Here is a 16,294-nt window from a genome sequence, read left to right on the forward strand (position 1 = left end):
CAGCGCGGGTTGTCGGCCGACGGCCGGTGCAAGTCGTTCGGCGCGGGCGCGGACGGGACCGGCTGGTCCGAGGGCGTGGGCCTGCTGCTGGTGGAACGGCTGTCCGACGCCCGACGGCTCGGGCACCGGGTGCTGGCCGTGGTGCGGGGGAGCGCGGTGAACCAGGACGGCGCGTCCAACGGGCTGACCGCGCCGCACGGCCCGTCGCAGGAAGCCGTGCTGCGCGGCGCGTTGGCGGACGCCGGGATGACACCCGCCGACGTGGACGCCGTGGAGGCCCACGGCACCGGGACCGTGCTCGGCGACCCGATCGAGGCCGGGGCGCTGGCCGCGGTCTACGGGCCGGACCGGGAGCGCCCGCTGTTCGTGGGGTCGCTGAAGTCGAACATCGGCCACGCCCAGGCGGCGGCCGGGGTCGGCGGGGTGATCAAGATGATCGGCGCCCTGCGCGCTGGAGTGCTGCCGCGTTCGCTGCACTCGGACGCGCTGTCCCCGCACGTCGACTGGGCCGCCAGCGGGCTGGAAGTGCTGTCCGCGCACCGGGAGTGGCCCGCGGTCGCGCGGCCCCGACGCGCGGGCGTGTCGGCGTTCGGGATCAGCGGCACGAACGCGCACGTGATCCTCGAACAGGCCCCGGACGTCGTGGAGCCCCCTGCCCCGCACGACGGCACTGTGGCGTGGATCGTGACCGGCAAGACCGACCACGCCGTGCGCGCGCAGGCCGCCCGCCTCGCCCGGCACGTCGAGGACCACCCCGCGTTGGCGCTCGCGGACGTCGGCTATTCGCTGGCCACCGGCCGTGCCCTGCTCGACCACGGGGCCGCGGCGGTCGGCGCGGACCGCGCGGCGCTGCTGCGCGGGCTGGCCGCCATCGCGGCCGACGACCCCGCGCCGGGCGTCGTGCTCGGCTCCAGGACGTCGGGCAAGACGGCCTTCCTGTTCACCGGCCAGGGCAGCCAACGGCCGGGCATGGGCCGTGAGCTGCACGCGACGGACCCGGTGTTCGCGGCGGCGCTCGACGAGGTGTGCCGCCACCTGGACCCGCTGCTGCCCCAGCCGCTCCAAGAGGTGCTGTTCGCCGAGGCGGACACCGGCCCGCTCAACGACACGGTGTTCACCCAGGCCGCGCTGTTCGCGGTGGAACTGGCCCTCTTCCGGGTGTTCGAGCACCGCGGGACCACCCCCGACCTGGTGCTCGGCCACTCCATCGGCGAGATCACGGCGGCGTGCGCGGCGGGCGTGCTGACCCTGCCGGACGCCTGCCTGCTGGTCGCCGAACGCGGCCGGTTGATGCAGGCGGCCCGGCGCGGCGGCGCGATGATCGCGATCGAGGCCGAGGAGGACGCCGTCCGCGCCACCCTCGACGGCCGGGTCGACCTCGCCGCCGTCAACGGTCCCCGCGCGGTCGTGATCTCCGGCGACGCCGACGCGGCGGACGAGGTCGCGGCCCTGTGGCGGGCGAAGGGCGCGCGCACCGCGCGGCTGACCGTCTCGCACGCCTTCCACTCGCCGCACATGGACGGGGTGCTGGACGACTTCCGGGCCGTCGTGCGGACCCTGGAGTTCCACGAGCCGCGCTTCCCGGTCGTCTCCAACGTGACCGGCGACCTCTCGGGCGCGATCACGACCCCGGAGTACTGGGTGCGCCACGTCCGCGAGGCCGTGCGGTTCGCGGACGGCGTCCGCTGCCTGGAACGCGAAGGCGTCACGACGTTCGTCGAACTCGGCCCCGACGCGGTCCTGACCACGCTGGCGCGCGACTGCCTGGCCGACCCCGCCGCCGAGGTGGTCCCGACGCTGCGCCGCGGCAGGTCCGAGGCCGAGGCGGTCGCGCGCACCACCGCCCTGCTGCGGCTGCGGGGGGCCACCCCGGACTGGCGGGCGGTGTTCCCCGGCGCGCGCCGCGTCGACCTGCCGACGTACGCGTTCCAGCGCGACCGGTACTGGCTGTCGGCCCCCGAGGGAGCCGTGGACGCGGGCGGTCTCGGCCTCACGGCCACGGGACATCCTGTGCTGGGCGCGGTCCTGAGCGCGGCCGACCGCGACACCCACGTGTTCACCGGGCGGCTGTCCACCCACACGCACCCGTGGCTGGCCGACCACGTGGTCGCGGGCGTCACGCTCGTCCCGGCGACCGCCGTCGTGGAGATGGCGGTGAGCGCGGGCCGGTTCGTCGGGGTGCCGCGGGTCGCCGAACTGACCCTCTCGTCGCCCCTGCTCCTGACGTCCGGGGCCGTGCAACTCCAGTTCACCGTAGGCGAGCCCGACGAGGAGGGCCGCCGCGACTTCACCCTGCACGCGCGGCCCGACGACGGGCCGTGGACGACGCACGCCGAAGGCGCGCTGGTCCCGACGGGCGACGGCGGCGAAGGGTTGACCGCGTGGCCGCCGGTCGCCACCGAGGTCTCCTTGGCCGACTTCGCCACCGCGTTCCCCGGTTACGGCCCGGCCTTCCAAGGCCTGCGCCGGGCGTGGCATGGCGACGGCGCGCTGTTCGCCGAGGTCGCTCTGCCCGAGCCGCAACGCCCGGAGGCCCGCCGCTACGCCCTGCACCCGGCCCTGCTGGACGCCGCCCTGCACCCGCTGCTGCTCGACGCGGACGCGCCGCTGGTGCCGTTCACCTGGCGTGGCGTGGACCTGCGCCCCTCCGGCGCGTCCGTGCTCCGCGTCCGACTCCGGGACACGGGGGAGATCACGATCGCGGACGGCACCGGGTCGCCCGTCGCCTCGGTGGACTCCTTGGTGCTGCGCCCGTTCGAGCGCGGCGCGGTCCGGCCTGGTGGGCTGTACCGGGTCGAGTGGGTCCCCGTCGAGGTCGGGAACCCCGTGGCCGAGACGGTGGTCCTGGACACCCGCTCCATCGGGTCGACCGTTCCCGAGGCCGCCCGCGAGGTGCTGGGCCGAACCCTCCGCGCCGTGCGGACCTGGCTGGCCGACGAGACGACGGCGGGTTCGACGCTCGTCGTCGCCACGCGCGGTGCGGTCGCGACCGGCGGCGAAGGCGTCCCCGACCTGGCCGCCGCCGCGGTCTGGGGACTCGTGCGCAGCGCCCAGACCGAGCACCCCGGCCGGATCGTCCTCGCCGACCTCGACACCGACGACCTGCCCGCCCTCCCCGCCGCACCGCAGGTCGCCGTGCGCGACGGCCGGGTGCTCGCGCCACGGCTCGTCGCGGCGACCCCGACCGGGACAGCGCCCCGGTGGGACCGCGGCACCGTCCTGATCACCGGCGCGACCGGCGCGCTCGGCACCCGCCTGGCCCGCCACCTGGTGGCCGAGCACGGGGCGCGCAGGCTGCTGCTGGTCTCCCGGCGCGGCGGGGAAGTGGAGGACCTGGACGCGGAGGTCACGGTCGCCGCGTGCGACGTGAGCGACCGCGACGCGCTGGCGGCCGTGCTCGCGGGCATCCCCGAGGAGCACCCGCTCACGGCGGTCGTGCACGTGGCGGGCGTGACCGACGACGCCGTGTTCGAGGACGTGACGGACAAGCGGCTGGACGGCGTGCTGTCGGCGAAGCTCGACGCGGCCTGGCACCTGCACGAGCTGACGAAGGACCTGGACCTGTCGGCGTTCGTCCTCTACTCGTCGGTCGCGGGCCTGCTCGGCACCGCCGGGCAGGCGTCCTACGCGGCGGCCAACACCTTCCTCGACGCCCTCGCCGAGCACCGCCGGGCGTCCGGCCTGCCCGCGCACTCGCTGGCCTGGGGCCTGTGGGAGGAGGCCAGCGCGTTGAGCGGCCACCTGACCGAGGCGGACCGGCGACGGCTGGCCAGGACCGGCCTGCGACCACTGGCCACGACGGACGCGCTCGACCTGTTCGACGCGGCCGTGGCCGGGGAGGACGCCGTGCTGGCCGTGACCCGGCTGGACACCAAGGGGCTGCGCGAACCCGTGCCGCCGCTGCTGTCCGGCTTCGTGCCGCGCGCCGCCACGACCACCGTCGCCGAGTCCGGTGTGGACTTCGCCGGGCTGCCCGAGTCCGAAGTGGACCGGGTGCTGACCGACCTCGTGCGCGGCCACGTGGCCACCGTCCTCGGCCACGGCGACCCGGCGGCGGTCGCCACCGGCAAACCCTTCCGGGACCTGGGTCTGGACTCGCTCACGTCCGTGGAACTGCGCAACCTGCTGACCCGGAGCACCGGCCTGCGGCTGTCCGCGAGCCTGGTGTTCGACCACCCGACGCCCGCGGCCCTCGTGCGCCACTTGCGCGACCTGGTCGCGACGCCCGAGGACGAACCCGTCACCGCGCGGCTCGGCAAGCTCGCCGACGCCGTGCGCCGGGCCGCCGAGGACCCCGTGGCGTTCGAGCGGATCACCGCAGAGCTCCGCGCCCTGCTCGACGCCGCGGAGGAGGCGGCGGGCAGGAGGGACGAGCCCCCGGTACTGGACTCCGCGAGCGACGAGGAGCTGTTCGCGCTGATCAACGACTTCACCTGAACAGCCCCACCCGAACCGAACCGGACGAGCGGCACGCCGGAGAGCTGAGATTCACGTGGCGAACGAAGAGGAACTGCGGACCTACCTGAAGAAGGCCGTCGCCGACGCGCAGGACTACCGCAAGCGGCTCCGCGAGGCCGAGGAGAAGGACCGCGAGCCGATCGCGATCATCGGCATGGCGTGCCGGTACCCCGGAGGGGTCGCCTCGCCGGAGGACCTGTGGCGGCTCGTCGCCGACGGGGTGGACGCGGTCGGCCCGTTCCCGGACAACCGCGGCTGGGACCTGTCCGCGCTCTACGACCCGGACCCGGACCACCCCGGCACGTCCTACGCGCGTGAGGGCGGGTTCCTGCACGACGCCGCTTCGTTCGACGCGGACCTGTTCGGCATCTCCCCGCGCGAGGCGCACGCCATCGACCCGCAGCAACGCCTGCTGCTGGAGGTCGCGTGGGAGGCGTTGGAACGCGCGGGCCTGGATCCCACGTCGGTGCGCGGCAGCCGCACGGGCGTGTTCGTCGGCGCGATGTACGACGACTACGCGTCCCGGCTCGTCCCCGCCCCGAAGGAGTACGAGGGGTACCTGAGCACCGGCAGCGCGGGCAGCGTCGCGTCCGGGCGGCTGGCCTACACGTTCGACCTCACCGGCCCGGCCGTCACGGTCGACACGGCGTGCTCGTCCTCCCTGGTGGCGCTGCACCTGGCCGCCCAAGCGCTGCGGCGCGGGGAGTGCTCCCTCGCGCTCGCGGGCGGCGTGACGGTCATGGCCACGCCCACGTCGTTCGTCGAGTTCAGCAGGCAGCGCGGTCTGGCCGCCGACGGCCGCTGCAAGGCGTTCGCCGAGTCCGCCGACGGCACCGGCTGGGCCGAGGGCGCGGGCCTCCTGCTGGTGGAACGGCTGTCGGACGCCGTGCGCAACGGTCACGAGGTGCTGGCGGTGATCCGCGGGTCGGCCGTCAACCAGGACGGGGCGTCCAACGGCCTCACCGCCCCGAACGCCGCCGCCCAGGAGCAGCTCATCGAACGGGCCCTCGCCGACGCCGGGGTGTCGGCCGCGCAGGTCGACGTCGTGGAGGCGCACGGCACCGGCACGAAGCTCGGCGACCCCATCGAGGCCCAAGCCCTGCTCGCCACCTACGGGCGGGCGCACACGCCGGACCGGCCGCTGCGGCTCGGCTCGCTGAAGTCCAACATCGGCCACACGCAGGCGGCCGCGGGCGTCGGCGGGATCATCAAGATGGTCGAGGCCCTGCGCCACGGCGTCCTGCCCGCGACCCTGCACGTCGAGAAACCGACCCCGTTCGTGGACTGGTCCGACCAGCGGGTCGCGCTGCTGACCGAGCCGCTGTCGTGGCCGGACAACGACCACCCGCGGCGCGCGGCCGTGTCGTCGTTCGGCATCAGCGGCACCAACGCCCACGTGGTCCTCGAAGCCGCGTCCACTGTGGACACTCCTGCGGAGGTGGCCTCGACGCCGTTGGCGGTCCTGCCGTTCCTGCTCTCCGCGAGCACCCCGTCGGCCCTCCGCGCCCAAGCCGACAGCCTCCTGACGTACCTCGCCACCGGGACCGTCGACCTGGCCTCGCTGGGCTTCTCGCTCGCCACCACCCGCGGCGCGCTGAAGCACCGCGCGGCCCTGCTCGCCGCCGACCGCGAGGAGCTGGAGGCGGGCCTGCACGCCATCGCCGCAGACGGCACCGGGCCGCTGTTGTTCCAGGCCACGGCGGACGAGGGGCGGACGGCGTTCCTGTTCGCCGGTCAGGGCGCGCAGCGGCCCGGCATGGGGCAGGAGCTGCACCGGACGTTCCCGGCCTACGCCGAGGCCTTCGACGCCGTGTGCGCCGCGCTCGACCCGCACCTCGACCGCCCGCTGCGGGACGTGGTGTTCGCGACCGACGGCGGGGCGCTGCTCGGGCGGACCGACTGGACGCAGCCCGCCCTGTTCGCCTGCGAGGTGGCGCTGTTCCGGCTGCTGGAGTCGTGGGGCGTGCGGCCGGACGCGGTGCTCGGGCACTCCGTCGGCGCGCTGGCGGCGGCCCACGTGGCCGGTGTCCTGACGCTCGACGACGCCGCCGCGCTGGTGGCGGCCAGGGGCCGGGTCATGGCCCGGCTGCCGGAGGGCGGGGCCATGGCGGCGCTGCGCGCGACCGAGGTCCAGGCCGCCGCCCTCGTCGCAGGGCACGAGGACGTGCTGGCGGTGGCGGCCGTCAACGGGCCGGAGTCGACCGTGCTCTCCGGCGACCGCGACGCGCTCACCGCCGTCGTCGACGCGTTCCGCGCGGCGGGCGGCACGGCCACGTGGCTGCGCGTCAGCCACGCCTTCCACTCCCCGCTGGTCGACCCGGTGCTCGCGGAGCTGCACGACGTGGCCGCGCGCACCACCCCCGCCGAACCGCGGATCACCCTCGTGTCCGACCTGACCGGCAAGCCCGTGGAACCCGGCCAACTGGCCGACCCGGACTACTGGGTGCGGCACGCGCGCGGCACGACCCGGTTCCAGGACGGCGTGCTCAGCCTCGTGGACCTGGGCTGCACCCGCTTCCAGGAACTCGGCCCCGGTGGCGACCTCGCCGCGCTGGCCGCCGAGTGCCTGGCCGACGTCCCGGTGACCGCCCCAGTCCCGTCCCTGCGGCCGAAGCGGTCCGAGACCGAGACGCTGCTGGCCGCGGTCTCCCAGCTGCACGTCAGCGGTCAGGCGGTCGACTGGGCCGCGGTCTTCGCCGACCGGGGCCGCCGCGTCCCGCTGCCGACCTACGCGTTCCAGCGCGAGCGCTACTGGCTGCCCGCACCCGCGCGGACCGGCCACGCGGACCTCCGCTCGGCGGGCCTCACCCCGTCCGGCCACCCGCTGCTCGGCGCGCTCGTCGAACTGCCCGAGTCGGACGGGCTGCTGCTGAGCGGTCGGCTGTCGCTCGCCGACCACCCGTGGCTGGCGGACCACCGGGTCGCCGGGGCAGTGCTGGTGCCGGGGACGGCGCTGCTGTCCATGGCGGACTGGGCGGCCGCCAAGGCGGGCTGCGACGTCGTCGAGGAACTCGTCCTGGAGGCCCCGTTCGAGGTGCCCGAGGACGCGGAGTTCCAGCTCCGGGTGTTCGTCGCCGCCCCGGACGCCGACGGCCTGCGGGCCGTGACCGTGCACGCGCGCCGGGAGGAGGACGAGCCGGGGGACTGGACCCGGCACGCCCGCGGCACGCTCGCCAAGACGGCCGCCGAACCGCCGGTCGACCTGACCGCGTGGCCGCCCGCGGACGCGGAACCCGTGGCCGTCACGCCCGACCGCCTCTACGCCGATCTCGCCGAGCGGGGACTCGACTACGGGCCCGCGTTCCGGGACGTCCGCGCGCTGTGGCGGCGGGGTCGGGAGGTGTTCGCCGAGGTGGCGCTGTCCGACGGCAGGCTCCGCCCTGCCGACTACGCCGTGCACCCGGCCCTGCTCGACGCGGCCCTGCACCCCCTCGCCCTCGGCGGTCTGGGGGACGCGGGCGGCGCGGACGGAACCCTGCTGCCCTACGCCTGGTCCGGCGCGCGCACCCTGGGGCCCGCGGGTTCCCGGCTGCGCGTCCGGCTCGCGCCGGTCGGTCCGCGCTCGGTCTCGATCGACGCCGCCGACGCCGACGGGAACCCGGTCGTGTCGATCCGGTCCCTCGCGCTGCTGCCGATGCCCGACGACCGGGCGGGCGACGACGGCCTGCTCGTCCCGGCGTGGACGGCCGTGCCCCTAACCGATGACCCGACCGACCTCGGCCGGTGGGCGGTCCTCGCGCCCCTCGGCTACGACCACTGGGACACGGCCGCCGACGTCCACCCCGACCTGGCCTCCCTGGTCGACGCCGAGCCGCCGGACTGGATCCTGCTGCTCTGCCCGGCCGAGGAGTCCGTGCGCGGGGTGCTCCGCCACGTCCTGCCCGTCGCCCAGGTGCTGGCCGCCGACGACCGGCTGTCCCGCACCCGGCTGGCCGTGCTCACCCGCGACGCTGTCGCGGTGGACGGCGAGCAGGTCGCTGCGGGGACCGTCCAGCGCGCGGTCTGGGGCTTCGTGCGAGCCCTCCAGGCCGAGCACCCCGACCGGTTCGTGCTGGTCGACGGCGACGGCGACCCGGCGTCGCACGCCGTTCTCTCCGCCGCGCTCGCGACGGGGGAGCCGCAGCTCGCGCTGCGCGGAGGTGTCGCCTACCGGCCGACGCTCACCGAGGCCGACCCCGACACCCTGCTGACGCCACCCGCCGGGGAACGCCACTGGCGGCTCGACTTCGTCGGCAGGCAGACGTTCGACGAGCTGGCGCTGGCCCCGTGGCCGGAGGTGGCCGAGCCGCTGGCGCCCGGCCAGGTCAGGGTGCGGCTGCGGGCCGCCGGGCTCAACTTCCGCGACGTCCTGCTCGCCCTCGGGGTGATCCCGCCGTCGGTCGACCCGGACGCTGCCAGCACCGGCCAGGGCGGCGAAGGGGCGGGTGTCGTCCTGGAGACGGGCCCCGGCGTGACCGGGCTGCGTCCCGGCGACCGGGTGATGGGCCTGTTCGCGGGCATCGGCCCGGTCTCGCTCACCGACCAGCGGTTGCTGGTCCGGGTCCCGCACGGCTGGTCGTTCGAGCAGGCCGCCGCCGTCCCGGTGGCGTACCTGACCGCGTACCACGGCCTGGCCGGCCTCGCGGGCCTCGGCGAAGGACAGTCGGTCCTCGTGCACGCGGGCACCGGTGGCGTCGGCACGGCCGCCGTCCGGCTCGCCCGGCACCTCGGGGCCGAGGTCTTCGCCACGGCGAGCCCGGCGAAGTGGGACGCGCTGCGCGCCGCGGGCCTCGACGACGACCACATCGCCTCGTCCCGCACGCTCGACTTCGAGCAGCGGTTCCTGGAGACCACCGGGGGCCGGGGTGTCGACGTGGTGCTCAACTGCCTGGCCGGGGAGTTCGTCGACGCCTCCCTGCGGCTGCTCCCGCGCGGCGGGCACTTCCTGGAGATGGGCAAGACCGACCGCCGTGATCCCGCCAGGCTGCAAGGGGTGGCCTACCGCGCCTACGACGTGCGCGAGTTCGGTCCCGACCGGACGCAGGAGGCGCTGCTGGCCCTGCTCGCCCTCTTCGAGCAGGGCGTGCTCGACCCGCCGCCGGTGTCCACGTGGGACATCCGCCGCGCGCCGCGCGCGTTCCGCCACCTCGGCGAGGCCCGGCACATCGGCAAGATCGTCCTCACCCTCCCGCTCGGCGACGACCCGTGGGACACCACCCGCGCAGTGCTGATCACCGGCGGCCACGGCCAGCTCGGCCGCCTGGTCGCCCGGCACCTGGTCGTCGAGCACGGGGTGCGGCAGCTGGTGCTGCTGGGCCGGACCCGGCCGGAACCGGGCAGCGCCGCGGCCCTCGCGGTGGAGGACCTGGTCGACCTCGGGGCCGACGTCCGGTCGCTCGCCTGCGACGCCGCCGACCGGGCCGCCTTGGACGCGGTGCTGGCCGACTTGGAGGGGGACGGCGTCCGCCTCGGCGGCGTGGTGCACGCGGCGGGCGTGCTCGACGACGGCGTGCTCGCGTCGATCACCCCGGCGGACCTGGACCGCGTGCTGCGGCCCAAGGCCGACGCGGCGCTGAACCTGCACGAGGCCACCCACGACCTCAGCGCGTTCGTGGTGTTCTCGTCGCTGGCCGGGACACTGGGTTCCGCCGGGCAGGCCGGGTACGCGGCGGGCAACGCGTTCGTGGACGCCCTGGTCGAGCAGCGGCGGTCGGCGGGACAGCCGGGGATCTCCGTGGTCTGGGGCCTGTGGTCGGGGGCGGACGGCATGGGGTCGGACCTCGCGGCCTCCGACATCGCCCGCATGGCCCGCCTCGGCGTGCTGCCGTTGTCGGAGAAGCGCGGGCTCGACCTGCTCGACGCGGCGCTCCGGCGCAACGCGCCGACGGCCGTGGCCGCCGAGTGGGCGCTCGACGGCCTGGGCGACACCGCCCCGCGGCTGCTGCGCGACCTCACCCGGAGCACGGACCCGGTCGTGGCCGCGCCGACCACTACCCTGCTGGACATCGTGCGGCAGGAGACCGCGGTGGTCCTGGGCCACGCCTCCGGCCAGGCCGTCGACCCGCGCGACCTGTTCGACCGCATGGGCCTCGACTCGCTCGCCGCGGTGGAGCTGCGCAACCGGATCGCCGCCGCGACCGGGATCCGCCTGCCCGCAACGTTCATCTACGACTGGCCGACCCCGGCCCACCTGGCCGACCGCCTGGCCGAACCCGCCTCCGAGGAGGGGACGTCATGACCCTGGCCGAGAACACCCCGGTGCGCGCGCCGCACCCCCGGCGGGACCCGGCCGTGCGGCTGGCGTGCTTCCCGCACGCGGGCGCGGCCGCCGACGCCTTCACGGCGCTGGCCCGCGCGCTGCCCGAGGACGTGGAGGTCCTCACCGTCCAGTACCCCGGCCGCCGCGAGCGCCGGTCCGAGCCCTGCGCGGCGGACATCACCGACCTCGCCGCGGAGGCCGCGCGGTTCCTCGCGCCGTTCACCGACCGGCCGGTGGCGCTGCTCGGGCACAGCATGGGAGCCCTCGTCGCGTTCGAGACGACCCGGCTGCTGGAGGAGCGCGGCGCGGTCGTGCGGCTGTTCGTCTCGGCGGCCCGACCGCCGAGCGAGGACTGGCAGGAGCAGGACCTCGACACCCTGGACGACGCCGCGGTCGTCGCCGAACTCCGGCGGTTGGGCGGCGTGCCCGAGGCGCTGCTGCGGGAGGAGGACGTGGTGGCCGAGATCCTCCGGCTGCTGCGGGCCGACCACCGGGCGCTGCGGCGCTACCGGTGCCCGTCCGACGCGCCGCTGAAGGCGCCGATCACCGTGCTGCTGGCCGACGCCGACCCCAAGAACACCCTCGCGCAGACACGGGGCTGGGCCCGGCACACCACGCACGGCTGCGACACCGAGATCCTGTCCGGCGACCACTTCGCCCTCGTCGGCCGGGACCCCGCCGTGGCCCGGCTGCTCGCGGACCGCCTGCGGGACCAGGGAAGCACGCCCGCCGACCTCGTCAGGGAGGTCTACCTCGGCGGCGCGCCGAAGCTCACCACCGACCTGACCGCGCTGGAGGCGGCGGCCCGTGCCGTGATGACGCCCGAGGCGGTCGGCTACGTCCTCGGCGACGCCGGGACCGGCGACACCGGCCAGGCCAACCGGCGGGCCTATGCACGGCGGGAGCTGGTCCCGCGGATGCTGCGCGGCGCGGCCCGCCGCGACCTGTCGGTGACCTTGCTCGGCCAACGCCTGCCGTCGCCGGTGCTGCTCGCGCCCATCGCGGCGCAGACCGTCGTGCACCCCGAGGGCGAACTGGCCACGGTCCGCGCGGCGGCGTCGGTCGACGTCCCGTTCGTGTTGTCCACCGGGTCCTCGCACAGCCTGGAGGACGTGGCCGCCGTCGCCGGTGCGGGCCCGAGGTGGTTCCAGCTGTACTGGCCGTCGGACCGGACCGTGGCCGAGTCGCTGGTCCGCCGCGCCGAGGCGAGCGGGTACACGGCCATCGTCCTCACGGTCGACGCGCCGACGTTCGGCTACCGGCCCACCGACCTGGACCACGGCTACCTGCCGTTCCTGCGGGGCCACGGGATCGCGAACTTCACCTCCGACCCGGCGTTCCAGGCGGGGCTGCCCGAGGGCGGCTCGGTCGTGGGCCACTGGGCCCGCGTGTTCGCCAACCCCTCCCTGGACTGGGACGACCTGCCCTGGCTGCGCAAGGTCACGTCGCTGCCGATCCTGCTGAAGGGCGTCCTGCACCCCGCGGACGCCCGCCGGGCCCTCGACCTCGGCGCGATCGACGGCGTCGTCGTCTCCAACCACGGCGGCAGGCAGCTGGACGGGACGGTCGCGGCCTTCGACGCCCTGCCCGCCGTCCGCGCCGCCGTGGGCGACGACGTGCCGGTCCTCGTCGACTCCGGGATCCGCACCGGCAGCGACGTCCTGAAGGCCTTGGCGTCGGGCGCGGACGCCGTCCTCTACGGCAGGCCCTACGTCTACGGCCTCGCCCTGGACGGCCAGGACGGCGTGGCCCACGTCCTGCGCTGCCTGCTCGCCGACCTCGACCTGGCCATGGCCCTCGCGGGCTGCCCGAGCACCGCCGACATCACGTCCGACCTGCTGCGGTGAGTTCGACCGCCCCGATGCGGTCGAACCCACCGCTGGACGGCGGGGTCAGCGCGCGTCGTTGCCGACGCCGACGGACCCCGCCAGGATCAGGCCCGCGGCGAGGGGCAGCGCGTCCGGCAGCAGGACTCCGGCCGCGACCAGGGCGGCGGCGACGGCCAGGAGCGTCCACTTCGTCCGGCGGGTGAGGCGGATCGGCTTCCGGTGCTCTGTTCGGACCACGGGCTCCTCCTTCGTGGGGTGCCTCCACGATCTCCCGCGGGAGGGGTCGGGCGCGATCGGGTCGTCCGCCCATTCCCGGCCGGTGCCGTCCGCCACCGGACGACCGGCGGGTCCGGTCCGCCGGGGCGAACATGGGTGTCACCACGGATGGACACCCGGCGGAATCCGGGTCACCCTCGTGCGGACCGGAAGTGATCTCCAGGAGGCAGCGCGCGTGTCCTTGTTCGGCAGGATCTTCCTGCTCAACGCCGTGGCCTTGGTAGCGGCCGCCGCGGTGCTCGTGCTCGGGCCGATGACCGTGTCTGCTCCGGCCGCGCTGACCGAGACCCTGATCCTCACGGCGGGGCTGGGCGTCCTGCTCGTGGCGAACGCCGCCCTGATCCGCCTCGGCCTGGCCCCGCTGGACCGGCTCACCCGCGCGATGACCACCATCGACCTGCTCAAACCCGGCCCCCGGCTGACCGCGGCGGGCCACGGCGAGATCGCCGAGCTGATCACCACGTTCAACGGGATGCTCGACCGGCTGGAGGCCGAACGCGGGTTCAGCTCGGCCCGCGCGCTGTCCGCGCAGGAGGCCGAGCGCCGCCGGGTCGCCCAGGAGCTGCACGACGAGGTGCGGCGGATCGCCCGCCGGTTGCGGCCGGGGGTGCTGGAGGAGTTGGGGCTGGTCAGCGCGCTGAAGGCGTTGGTGGCCGAGTTCTCCGACCACGTCGTGCGGCTGTCGTTCGACCGAGACCTGCCCGAGTTGGACAAGGAGACCGAACTGGTGGTCTACCGCGTCGCCCAGGAAGGGCTGACGAACACGGTCCGGCACGCCGAGGCCCAGCAGGTGGACGTCCTGCTGCGGTCGACGTCGGCCGGGGTGGAGCTGTGCGTCCGCGACGACGGCCGCGGCATGGGTGGTGCGGAGGAGGGGGCGGGCATCCGGGGGATGCGGGAACGCGCGCTGCTGATCGGCGCGGAGTTGGCCGTCGGTCCCGCGCCCCGGCACGGCACCGAGGTCCGGCTCGTCGTTCGGGGGCGGCGGTGAAGCCCGTGCGCATCCTGCTCGCGGACGACCACGCGCTCGTGCGGCGCGGGGTCCGGTTGATCCTGGACGGCGAGCCGGACCTGACCGTGGTCGCCGAGGCGGGTGACGGCGCGGAGGCCATCGCCATGGCTCGCGCCGAACGGCCGGACCTGGCCATCCTGGACATCGCGATGCCCCGGCTCACCGGGTTGCAGGCGGCGCGCGAGCTGTCGCGGCTGCTGCCGGACATGCGGATCCTGATCCTCACGATGTACGACAACGAGCAGTTCTTCTTCGAGGCGCTGAAGGCCGGGGCGTCGGGGTACGTGCTCAAGTCGGTCGCGGACCTGGACCTGGTGGAGGCGTGCCGGGCCGCCGTGCGCGGGGAGCCGTTCCTGTACCCCGGCGCGGTGGCATCGCTCATCCGCGACTACCTGGACCGGGCACGCGACGGCGAGAGCATCCCGGCGAAGGCGATCACCGACCGGGAGGAGGAGATCCTCAAGCTGGTCGCCGAGGGGAACTCGTCGAAGGAGATCGCCGAACTGCTGGTGATCAGCGTGAAGACGGTGGAGCGGCACCGCGCGAACCTGCTGCAGAAGCTCGGGTTGAAGGACCGCCTGGAACTCACCCGGTACGCGATCCGCGCCGGGCTCATCGAACCGTGATCGTCCGAGAAGAGGAACGACTACCCGTGAACGTCGAAGTGACGCCCCTGCCCGGAATAGGTGTACGTGAGGACTTCGCCATCCGCGCGGGGCGGCGGATCGGGGTGATCTCCCACCGGGAGGGGAAGTTCGAGCTGATCGTGTCCAGGGAGGACGACCCGGACGCGTCGTCGGTGTCGATCCCGCTCACGCCGGAGGAGGCGGGGACGCTCGCCGGGCTGCTCGGGTCGCCGCAGCTGGTGGCGCGGTTGACGGAGCAGCACCGGGACATCAGCGGGATCACCACCCGGCAGCTGCCGGTGACGGCCTTCGCGGGGCGGACGCTCGGGGACACGGCGCTGCGGACCCGCACGAGCGCGTCGATCGTCGCGGTCGTCCGGCTGGGGGCGGCTCACCCGTCGCCGGGGCCGGAGTTCGTGTTCGCGGACGGCGACCTCGCCGTGGTGGTGGGGACCGCGGAAGGGCTCGACGCCGCCGCCGACCTGCTGACAGGCGGCTGAGCGCGTGCCGGAGACCGCTGTCGCGTTGATCCAGCTGGGTGCGGTGTTCTTCGGGCTCGGGCTGCTGGGCCGGGTCGCGTGGAAGTTCGGCATCTCGCCCATCCCGCTGTACCTGGTCGGCGGCCTGGCCTTCGGGTCCGGCGGGTTGATCCCGCTCCACGGGATCGAGGAGTTCGCCCACCTCGCCAGCGAGATCGGGGTGGTACTGCTGCTGTTGCTGCTCGGACTGGAGTACTCGGCGTCCGAGCTGACCACCGGGCTGCGGAAGTCGTGGATGGCCGGGGTGCTGGACATCGTCCTCAACGCCGCGCCGGGAGCGGTGGCGGCGCTGGTGCTCGGCTGGGGGCCGGTCGGGGCGCTGGCGATGGCCGGGGTCACCTACATCTCGTCGTCCGGGATCATCGCGAAGGTGCTGGGAGACCTCGGGCGGCTGGGCAACCGCGAGACGCCCGTGGTGCTGTCGGTGCTGGTGTTCGAGGACCTGGCGATGGCGGTCTACCTGCCGGTGCTGACGGCGGTGCTGGCCGGGGCGAGCTTCCTCGGCGGGCTGACGTCGGTGGGGATCGCGCTGCTGACCGTGACCGTGGTGCTGGTGGTGGCGCTGCGGTACGGGCGGGTGATCTCGGCCGTCGTGGACAGCCCGGACCACGAGGTGTTCCTGCTGAAACTGCTCGGGTCGGCGTTGCTGGTGGCGGGGATCGCGTCGCAGTTGCAGGTGTCGGCCGCGGTGGGGGCGTTCTTGTTGGGGATCGCGATTTCGGGGTCTACGGCGGAGAACGCTACTCGGATGTTGGAGCCGTTGCGGGATTTGTTCGCGGCGATGTTTTTTGTGGTTTTTGGGTTGAACACGAATCCTGCTTCTATTCCGCCGGTGTTGGGGGTGGCGGGGGTGTTGGCTGTGGTGACGACGTTGACGAAGATCGCTACCGGGTGGTGGGCGGCTCGGAGGCAGGGGATCGCGGTGATGGGGAGGGCTCGGGCTGGGGTGGCGTTGGTGGCTCGGGGGGAGTTTTCGATCGTGATCGCGGGGTTGGCGGTGGCTTCGGGGCACGTGTCGGATGAGTTGGCGGCGTTGGCTACGGCTTATGTGTTGTTGATGGCGATCATCGGGCCGATCGTGGCTCGGTTTGTTGAGCCGGTGGCTGGGTTTTTGATGAGGGGGAGGGTTGCTGGGGTTCGGTGAGGTGGGGCGCGTTGCAGCCGGGTCGGTGAGCGGCGCTCGATCCGGCCGGGTCACCCCGTGAGCTTTTGTTCCAGCTCAGTCGGTTGGCGGCTGCGATTTCCAGCGTGCTGTGGCCGATTTGACATGGGGCCCCTCATTTCGGCCCTTGTCGGGCGTAAAAGGCGGTCCAAAG

General features: G+C 74.7%; 8 protein-coding genes and 1 pseudogene. 8 read left to right on the plus strand and 1 reads right to left on the minus strand.

The features are described from left to right. The 4 genes and pseudogenes from ACFWW9_RS41915 to ACFWW9_RS41930 form a co-directional block, all read left to right on the plus strand. The coding region (locus ACFWW9_RS41915; protein WP_390388522.1) for an SDR family NAD(P)-dependent oxidoreductase at positions 1-4,437 on the plus strand (4,437 nt) is incomplete at its 5' end. Positions 4,438-4,510: 73 nt separating this feature from the next. Then, positions 4,511-10,675, plus strand: a complete 6,165-nt coding sequence (locus ACFWW9_RS41920; RefSeq protein WP_390388532.1) for an SDR family NAD(P)-dependent oxidoreductase — start codon at positions 4,511-4,513, stop codon at positions 10,673-10,675. Then, positions 10,672-11,385: pseudogene (locus ACFWW9_RS41925) on the plus strand (thioesterase II family protein); the annotation flags it as partial. The gene ACFWW9_RS41920 and the pseudogene ACFWW9_RS41925, both read left to right, overlap by 4 nt. A 15-nt stretch (positions 11,386-11,400) precedes the next feature. Then, positions 11,401-12,543: an alpha-hydroxy-acid oxidizing protein gene (locus ACFWW9_RS41930; protein ID WP_390388534.1), complete on the plus strand. Its 1,143-nt coding sequence runs from the start codon at positions 11,401-11,403 to the stop codon at positions 12,541-12,543. A 45-nt stretch (positions 12,544-12,588) separates the two neighbouring features. On the opposite strand, the gene ACFWW9_RS41935 is transcribed toward ACFWW9_RS41930, so the two are convergent. After that, the gene (locus tag ACFWW9_RS41935) at positions 12,589-12,762 is read right to left on the minus strand and encodes a hypothetical protein (RefSeq protein ID WP_390388523.1); all 174 of its coding nucleotides are present in this window, start codon (positions 12,760-12,762) and stop codon (positions 12,589-12,591) included. Between the two features lie 214 nt (positions 12,763-12,976). On the opposite strand from ACFWW9_RS41935, the gene ACFWW9_RS41940 reads away from it, so the two are divergent. Genes ACFWW9_RS41940 through ACFWW9_RS41955 form a run of 4 tightly spaced genes read left to right on the plus strand, consistent with a single transcriptional unit; the run spans position 12,977 to position 16,122 of the window. Beyond that, the gene (locus ACFWW9_RS41940) at positions 12,977-13,792 is read left to right on the plus strand and encodes a HAMP domain-containing protein (RefSeq protein WP_390388525.1); all 816 of its coding nucleotides are present in this window, start codon (positions 12,977-12,979) and stop codon (positions 13,790-13,792) included. Between the two features lie 5 nt (positions 13,793-13,797). Then, positions 13,798-14,439: a response regulator gene (locus ACFWW9_RS41945; RefSeq protein ID WP_390388527.1), complete on the plus strand. Its 642-nt coding sequence runs from the start codon at positions 13,798-13,800 to the stop codon at positions 14,437-14,439. Positions 14,440-14,465: 26 nt separating this feature from the next. Further along, positions 14,466-14,939 (plus strand): cation:proton antiporter regulatory subunit, encoded by a 474-nt coding sequence (locus ACFWW9_RS41950; RefSeq protein WP_390388529.1) that lies wholly within the window; start codon positions 14,466-14,468, stop codon positions 14,937-14,939. Positions 14,940-14,943: 4 nt separating this feature from the next. Beyond that, positions 14,944-16,122, plus strand: coding sequence for a cation:proton antiporter (locus ACFWW9_RS41955; protein WP_390388530.1), 1,179 nt, complete (start codon positions 14,944-14,946; stop codon positions 16,120-16,122). Positions 16,123-16,294: the final 172 nt, after the last annotated feature.

The organism is Umezawaea sp. NPDC059074, assembly GCF_042738955.1.
GTDB lineage: Bacteria > Actinomycetota > Actinomycetes > Mycobacteriales > Pseudonocardiaceae > Umezawaea.